Here is an 8,721-nt window from a genome sequence, read left to right as displayed (position 1 = left end):
GGCAAAATCTGGAGGTTCGGTTCCCGAAAAGTGAGACTTTACGCGCTGGTGAAAAATCTTTTCGATCGAGAAAATGTTATGACCGGCTACTATTTAACGGGAAGCCCGGAGGATCCGGGAACCTCTCGATATTACACGCTATCGTCAACATATTGGAATTCGCGCAACGTGATGCACTATCGGCTGCGCCGATTGGTGAATTTTGGAATCGAGTACGGTTTTTGATGGGCATGACTGGGAAAATCAGCTTCACAAAACGGATGAGGCGTGATTTTGAGGGACAGACTCGGACCCTTAAATTGCACAGGATTGTTCGACGTAAACCCGCCATTAGCGGATCGGCAGGAGGCTCAATGAACGCTGTTAAAACATTTACTCTTTTGATTTTAGGAATGACTCTGCTCAATTTTCCCGCATTTTCCCAAAATGAGCAGGTCGAAAGCAGAAGCCTGCGGCTTCAAAAGGCGGTGTCCGTTTTTGACCGGGGATTTGGCAACATGGATGCCGGGAAAATGAAAGTGGACGGCGTGGAGAACTTCGGTCTGCTTTCCGGGTGGGATCCGCCGGGTGCTCAGAGCTGGTATCCGGGAGCCTTTCATGGCGATTGGGGAGAAATTCGTTGGATCGCTCCGGTTATTTCCATGCCGGCAGGGCCGTGGGGCGCTCAGAACACAAACGGACCCCCGCTCCCCGAAGACCGATCTGCGCAATACAATTCCATTGAGTCGTTCTCGGCCATTCACCTCTTGTCCGGCGACGGTGCCACCTACACGGATTGGGAAGCTGCGGATAATGGAGCCAGGTACTACCAGGGCAGCATGACGCAGGATAATTTGAAATTGGTGGCGACCAGCACCTATCCGGAAAGCTGGCCGGAATATTATTTCGATTCGGAAAAGGGGCAGTGGATTTACACCCCCGGTGAGCGGCACTGGCCCGGGGGGTGGGCCAGAAATCCGGATCCCTCTTCTCCGGATTACAACAAGCCGATGCCGGGAGAATTTGTCTCGTCGAAAGACATTTTTTTCATTTCAACCGACAAATACAACGGGATTCGCTCCGGTGCCAAAACCGCACGTTACGGGTATCCGGTGGGTCTGGATATGGAAGTCAGTGGGTACAGTTATTCCACCCCCCTTTATCAAAATATTGTATTTTTTAACATTAATTTCATTTTTCGCACGAAGGACGATCTCACCAATCCCAAAAGCAAATTTTACGATCCCAACCGGCATTTCTACGACGGAACCATCGACAGTGTGTATTTTTCCTTTTTTATTGATCCGGATTTGCCCGGGCGTTACCTCAAGCCCGGCTCCAACTACCGTCAGGCCAATCCCTGGGCAGAAGACGATTACGCCTACGTCTTCGACACGGATGGTGACGGCAAGCTGGATGTCTGCATCGCGTACGATAAAAAGGGCTATTTTACGGATAAAACCTACCCCCAGAACAGCGGACCGGTTTCTGCCTACGGGATTCATTTCTTTAAAACACCCCGGGTAAATCCCGGTGATCCCAACAGCCCCCAGATTGGAATAACCGGTTTCCACTGGTTCGATCAGGATGATGCCATGCGCCCGCAGCCGATTGATGCCCAGCTGGAAAAAACCTTTTACGCGATTTCCTCCGGCCGCCCGGATCTGATTCCTCCGGAAACCCGGAGCAAGTGGTTTCACGGGGACGATCCCAATTACGACGACATTGATCTGCTGAAGGATTTTCAGGAGGGTTTTCCGGAAGGCAGCCGTCCGGATGTTCAATTCTGGTTCAGTTCGGGTCCGTTTTCCATCAGTCCCGGGGATACCATTCCTATTCACCTGGGGATCGTCGGCGGGAACGATGATCCCGGCCCGTTGGATGCGCAGGGATTTGGAACGAATCCTCCGAAGGTGCGATTTAAGGATGTCTTCGACAACCTATCGGCCGCCGATACGCTCTACAAGAATAATTTTATCGGATTTCGTCCGCCCGCAGCGCCCACGCTAAATGCGGTTGGCACCCCGTCTTTGGATGCCGATCGTCTTCCCATAATTTACGGTCAGGATGGAAAAGTAACCCTGTACTGGGACAACAAGGCCGAGAGCTCTTATGAAATCATTACAAAAGATTACGATTTCGAGGGATATCGAATCTACAAAACCGAAGCGGATCTTTCCGGGAACAATCAGGAAAGCTGGGGGACGCCCATTTACGATATCAGCGGAACCAAGATTGTCGGCTATCAGCCGATTGCTCAGTTCGATAAAATTGACCGCTGGAAGGGACCCGATCCCTTTGCTCCTTCGATCGATCTCGGGAATAATTCCGGGCTGAAGTACACGTTTGTGGATCACGATGTGCTCAACGGGGTCCGCTACCGGTACACGATTACCGCCTACGATCACCCGGTTCTTGAGGCGGGGCAGAGCTCGTTGGAATCCTCCCGCGGAAATGATCCCCGCCTGATTCAAACTATTGATGTTATTCCGGGCGGACAGCCTCAGGGTTTCAAGCCCGGAACCGTCGATTCCAGCATTATTCATGTTTCCGGTTCCGGAACAGGGGAAATTTCGCTCAAGGTGGTCGATCCCCTTAAACTAACCGGCCACACGTATCAGCTTACGTTTCTCGATTCATCCGACACCCCGCCCTTTTCCATTCTGGATGTGGATGCAAACAAGCCGGTTGTGGAAAGCGATTACGGGGTCTGGCTTGAATCCGAATCGGATGTGGCGGACTATCGTCCCATTTTCGACGGCGTTGGGATCAAAGTAATCAATCAAATCAAAACGGAAGAGCTGGACCAGGGGTGGGTTTCCGTTAAACGGGATACCAGTGATTACAGTTTCAGTACGCTGATGGTTACCCCGGATAGTGCCCAGTGTCCCTGTGACTACGAAATTGTGTTCGGAGACTCCACCCCTAAATTCAAAGGGATGGTCAATGCCAAACAGGTCCCGTTTCAGGTGTTCAATATTACGCGTGATCCCGAAAAAAAACACCCGCTTTTTATTTACGTTCGAAACCCCAGACTGCCCTGGACAAGCGGCGATTACATTTTTCTTCTCGAACCGGACGTTCATCACCGGACCTGGCAATTTTCGGTCAGCTGGGGTGATTCCGCCAGACCTCCTGCGTCCGGCGACGTTTACCGTTACCGGGTGAAAAAACGCTTCTCCCCAAAGGATGTTTTTCGATTCAAAACGGAGCCGTCGGGTGTGTCCGAAAAGGATGTCAATTTGGATGCGGTGCGGGTGGTTCCCAATCCTTACATGGTGTACAATGTGGCCGAACTGGCGCGGCCAAACGAACGAACGGATCACCACCTGCGCTTTACGCATTTGCCGCCCAAATGCACGATTAAAATCTACACCATTGACGGAAATTTGATTAAAACCATTCAGCATGACAGCCCCGGAGTGGGGGAGGTCATCTGGAATATGGCGACCGACGAAAATCTGGAGATTTCATTTGGGGTGTACATTTACACCGTCGCCACTCCCGGTGGAAAAAAGAAATTGGGGAAATTTGCCGTTATTCGGTAAAAACAAATTAAATAAAAAAATTCAATTCGACACCTAATCACAGGGATATGTCCATGAAGCTCCTGAACATTCACACATCCGCGGTAGTCCTGATTCTTTTTCTGGTGACCGTGCAAGCATTCGGTTCTACGTACAAAAAGGGAACCACCTCCGGAAGCTTCCTCAAATTGGAGGTGGGCGCCCGGGCGGCTGCGCTTGGCGGAAGTTACGTGGGATTGGCCGATGATGCAACGGCTTCGTACTGGAATCCCGCGGGATTGTTCATCAATAAGGGTTTTAATCTCAGTTTTCAGAATAGTCACTTGTACGCGGGGTTGCACCAGACCTTTTTCGCTACCAGCTATTCCGTCACACCTGAATTCAGTATGGGTGTTTTTGTTGATTATCTAAACATCGGTTCGTTTGAGGAAACCACCATTCAAGACCCGGATGGAACGGGCGAAACATTTACCGCAAAGGACGTGGCTGCAGGACTGGCCTTTTGCACCCAGCTCACGGATCATGTGTCGGTTGGCATCACAGCCAAATACGTGCAGGAGCGCATCTGGTACGAATCGGCATCCAACGTGGCCGTTGATCTGGGAACCCTCTACCGGTTTTCGGATATTGGCCTGAGCGTTGGCATGTTGCTGAGCAATCTCGGGCCGTCGGCGTCCATGAATCAGGGACCTCAGTTGACGTTTCGAAAGCAAAAGCCGGACAATTTTCCGGGGAGTCCGGATGTGGAATCGCAATTAAAAACGCGCACCTTTCCCTTGCCCATGTGTTTTACACTGGGAATCGCCATGGAGCTTGTAGGCAGCCGATCGCCTTTTCTCAAAAGCGCGCGAAATCGGATTCTTTTGGTCGCCAGCTCAAATGATGCCGTCGATGCGCCGTTCCGAAGCAATTTCGGTCTGGAATACGCCTGGAACCGGACGCTCATGTTTCGAGTGGGCTATCGCTGGAATTACGATGCCGCCCGGGAATCGTTCGGAATGGGCCTGGATTTGTTCCCGCTTCTGGGGAAAAACATTGCATTCGATTACACCTGGATCGATTACCGGGATTTGGATTCCATTTCTATGTGGTCCTTTTCCATTGGTTTTTAGAAGGAAGCGCCTGAAGTGAAGGGATAGGCCCAGGCATTGCGTCATCGCGGGCATTACGTCTGCAAATTATCTTGCCGGCGCAGCCATTGAGGAGGCGGCGACGGGCCTGTGAAAAGATGAGCACAAAAGGGTAACCCGGATTCGGAAAAAAGGTGATGAAAAAACGCTACAAAAACAGGACTTGCTGATGTCAAAGGAAAACACCTCCTTTTTAGGCCAGGTTTTCGATAATTCTTACCCGGAAGTCACACCCGTGGCGGTGGGCGTGGGCGTTCTCATCGGAATCGTCATGACGGCCAGTTTTTCCTACGCGGCTCTTGTGCTGGGTTTTTCCACCGTGGGGTCGGCTGTAGCCGCGATTCTGGGATGGGGGACCCTGAAGCTCGTGTTTAAACGGGGAACCATTGTTGAAAATAACATTGTCCAGACCATTGCATCCGCGATCAACACCACGACGGCCGGCGTGATTTTTACGGTGCCTGTGTTGTTGATTCGTCACACGCATTTCAATATTCTGTGGATTGGTGCGGCCTGCATGGCCGGAGCGGTTATGGGGGTCGGTTTTATTATTCCACTGCGCAAGCAGATGATTGACATTGAGCGGCTGCGTTTCCCCTCGGGGACGGCCGTTGCATCTATTTTGAAGGCGCCTTCCGAAGGCATTCGTAAATCCCGTTTACTGGTGTGGGGAGCCTCGCTTGCGGCCGTTGTCTACACCATTACCCAATTCCCGAATATGGGACTGCCCACTCTCATTCCGGCCACAATTAATGTGACAAAGCTTCTGGGACTGCCCGAGTACATCAACAACACCTGGGCCGTTTCACTTTTAGGATTGGGGATTGGCTACATCGCCGGGCGGAACGGCCTTTTTGTTCTGGCTGGCGGCCTCCTGGCCTACTGGCTGCTTACGCCTCTGGTGATTCAACTGGGCTGGCTGCCTGCGGGGCTTTCCCCGGCTGAACAGGCCGGTTTCGTTCACAGCCAGATGACACGTCCGTTAGGAATCGGAATGCTGGTGGGGGGCTCCGTCATGGGCGTTATTTTAACCCTTCCGGCTATCCGGGCGGCATTTAGGAGCCTTCACTTTTCAGGCACAAAAACCAATCACACGGAGGAACTGCCCCTGCGTATTTTGTACATCCTGGTTTTGGCGGCCTTTTTGGTGTTCTTCCTTTCGTCCTACTTTACCTCGACCATTACCATGGTCAATGCGTTCTGGGTCGCTGTTGTCGGCGCGTTTTGGCTCTGGTTGGCCGGTATTATTGTATCGCAAGCCACAGGAATGACCGATTGGACGCCCATTAGCGGAATGGCCTTACTGGCGGTGGTCCTATTAATGGTGGTGTTACCGGAAGACCAACTGGTAACGGCTGTGCTGGTGGGATCGACCGTTTCCGTGGCCATTGCCGAATGCGCAGACCTGATGCAGGATTTAAAAACCGGGCACCTGGTGGGCAGCCGCCCGTTTAAGCAACAGACCGCGCAATTAATGGTTGCCTGGATCGGACCCGCTGTTTCACTGACGGTGATGCTGCTCATCTGGAATTCGGGCGGGGTCAATCCTCAAACAGGGGAGAAACTGCCAGGCTTTGGTCCGGGGACCTCTATTGAGGCGCCGCAGGCGACGGCTCTGGGGCTCACTATTGACAGCGTGATCGGTGGAAATGTGCCCAAAGACAAATTCCTGGCCGGGGGAATCATTGGGGCGCTTTTATCGTTCAGCGGCATTTCGGGGCTGGGCGTTATTATGGGAATTGCGATGTACCTGTCCATTAAATACATTTTGCCGTACGGATTGGGCAGTATTCTGGCCATCTATCTGAAAAGGAAAAAGGGAGCAAAGTGGTCCGAAGATACCGGGCTTCCCTTTGCCGCCGGTCTCATTGTGGGAGAAGCCTTTTTGACGATTGTCTTTGCTCTGCTGAAAATATCGGGAGTCATTCACGCATGATTTTTAGGAAGACAGTGGCAAGTCTGGTCATCGCGGCCGGTGTGATCTTGAGTTCGTTATTCGCAGCACACATGCCGCCCCGATGGATTGAATTCGGGATTTCCATTTTTGGATTAGGTGTCGGTCTTATCTCTTTGAGAATGATCAAAAAAAGGGAGTTGCTTTCACAGGAAAGCGCGTCGGACGGTGCCCGTTCCCCGGATAAAATCCTGAGGGACGCACGCGTCAAATTGGAGGCCGTTTCTCAAGCTGTCCAAAAAAATGGGGTCACCGAATCAGAAATCGAGAAACTGGACACTATTCAAACGGCCTATTTTTTGGAATTTGCTTCCAAAAAGGAAACGCTCATCGAAAGATACGGCATTAAAAAATACGCGGATTTTATGATTCCCTTTTCCATGGCCGAGCGATTTTTAAATCGAAGCATTTCCTCCGGCATCGATGGCTATTACGAAGAAGTTACGCGTTCACTAAAAAATGTATTTCCCTATCTAAAAGAAACCATTCAAAAATTGGAAGAAAGATAAAAATGGCTGCAAATGATCATTCGATTGTTATTGGAAAAAAAATTCGCCGGGCAATGAACGACCTGAATATCACGGTGAAGGAACTTTCTGCTCAGACAGGCATTCAACCCCAGACCATCTATTCTATCTTAAACGGCCACCACCAGGCCAGTCCCGAGAAAATGCAGTCCATTTGTCGGGTGCTGCATTTGAGCATGGATTCCCTTTTCGATCTGGACACCAATGTGTTTCCCATTTACCCGAAGCCTTACGAGGAAAGCTACAGCTACGCCGTTTTTGAGGACATCTGGTTTGGACCCACCGGGGGAGAACGCATCTCGGTTTCCAGGGGATTCAGTACCGCTAACCAGTCTCTGGAGATGCGTGAACAGATGCTCCGAAAAGTCTTTCACTACAATGACGAACAGGTGTCGCGCTATTTGAAAGGGTTCGAACAACGCCTGGATGTGATTCGGACAAAAGAAAAAAATCGGCTTGAAATCGTCGTAGAAAGCGAAGTGATTGATTTTATTCATCAAAATGATTTTTATTCGCTCATTCCCAGAAAATGTATTGTGGAAACCATCGAACGAATCATCGACACACTGGAAAACAGGCCCCACAAGCTGGAGGTTTTCATCATTCCGAGACAGTATTTTTTAGTGAATTATGAAATCATTAACCGCGAAGTGATTCTTTTCGACCTCGGATCGGTGTTTCTTCGCCAAACACACCACTCAATCATGGAGCACTTTTTAAAAGAGGTCGAAACATTTAAATCCAAGTATGCCGTTCACAGGGAGCGGGAAGACGTGATTCAATTTCTCAAAGGACATCTTCAGAATGCAACGAAAAACTGACCGACACGTGACAGACGAGGTAAAGACTCTTCTAAAGAAGCTCATTTCATTCCGCTCCACAGGGGATCGACCGGACGAATTGGAAAAATTGGCCGATTTTGTGACGGACTATTTCAGGGAAAGTCCCGTTTTTATCGATCGCTACCAATTTGGCGATAAACCGGCTCTGGTCATTACGACTCAGAAGACCAAACAGCCCAAAATCTTCTTTCAGGGACATCTGGATGTGGTGGACGGAAACGACACCCAATTTGTTCCGCAAGAAAAAGGGAACCGGCTTTACGGGCGCGGTGCCGTCGATATGAAGGGTTTTGATGCCATCGTCCTTCACCTGATTCGTGAAACAGCCCGTCTAAAAAAGGATTACGATATCGGGATTATGCTGACATTTGACGAAGAGATTGGCAGCGAAAACGGAGCCAAAAGGCTGAGTGAGCTGGATTATTCCTGCGGGATTTTGATTAACGGAGACGGAGGATACAACCACAAATTAATCTACGCCGAAAAGGGAATCCTGAAATTCAAGCTATCTGTGGAGGCCATTCCCGGGCGCCATCCGTACCCTTGGCAGGGGGAGAATGCCTTTGATATTTTGATCCGAAATTACAACAAGATTATTGCCCTTTTCCCGGATCAGGAGCTGGCTACGGACAACGACAATTGGTACACGACCTACTCCACCTACGACGTGCACGTGTAAAATGACACCCTTTTTCCGCCCAATAAAGCCGAATTAAAGATGAATGTTTATTTTACGGAACCCCTTTCCGTAGAGGACTATTT

General features: G+C 50.4%; 7 protein-coding genes. All 7 read left to right on the top strand.

What is annotated here, in order from left to right:
* The first annotated feature begins 48 nt into the window (after window positions 1-48).
* Complete coding sequence (locus GXO76_12775; protein ID NOY78730.1) at window positions 49-225, top strand: hypothetical protein; 177 nt, start codon at window positions 49-51, stop codon at window positions 223-225.
* 128 nt (window positions 226-353) lie between these two features.
* The gene (locus GXO76_12770; protein ID NOY78729.1) at window positions 354-3,527 is read left to right on the top strand and encodes a hypothetical protein; all 3,174 of its coding nucleotides are present in this window, start codon (window positions 354-356) and stop codon (window positions 3,525-3,527) included.
* Window positions 3,528-3,580: 53 nt separating this feature from the next.
* Entirely contained in the window at window positions 3,581-4,618 is a 1,038-nt protein-coding gene (locus tag GXO76_12765; protein NOY78728.1) for a PorV/PorQ family protein, read from the top strand.
* A 187-nt stretch (window positions 4,619-4,805) separates the two neighbouring features.
* Window positions 4,806-6,572, top strand: a complete 1,767-nt coding sequence (locus GXO76_12760; protein ID NOY78727.1) for a peptide transporter — start codon at window positions 4,806-4,808, stop codon at window positions 6,570-6,572.
* On the top strand, window positions 6,569-7,099 hold the full coding sequence (locus tag GXO76_12755; GenBank protein NOY78726.1) for a hypothetical protein: 531 nt from the start codon (window positions 6,569-6,571) through the stop codon (window positions 7,097-7,099). The genes GXO76_12760 and GXO76_12755 overlap by 4 nt, the downstream gene beginning before the upstream one ends.
* A gap of 2 nt (window positions 7,100-7,101) precedes the next feature.
* Window positions 7,102-7,938: a helix-turn-helix transcriptional regulator gene (locus GXO76_12750; GenBank protein ID NOY78725.1), complete on the top strand. Its 837-nt coding sequence runs from the start codon at window positions 7,102-7,104 to the stop codon at window positions 7,936-7,938.
* Entirely contained in the window at window positions 7,922-8,638 is a 717-nt protein-coding gene (locus GXO76_12745) for a M20 family metallopeptidase (GenBank protein NOY78724.1), read from the top strand. The genes GXO76_12750 and GXO76_12745 overlap by 17 nt, the downstream gene beginning before the upstream one ends.
* Window positions 8,639-8,721 lie beyond the last annotated feature (83 nt).

Source organism: Calditrichota bacterium (assembly GCA_013151735.1).
Classification (GTDB): domain Bacteria; phylum Zhuqueibacterota; class JdFR-76; order JdFR-76; family BMS3Abin05; genus BMS3Abin05.
The sequence above is the reverse complement of the archived record's forward strand: the minus strand, read 5'-3'. Positions and strand labels throughout refer to the sequence as shown.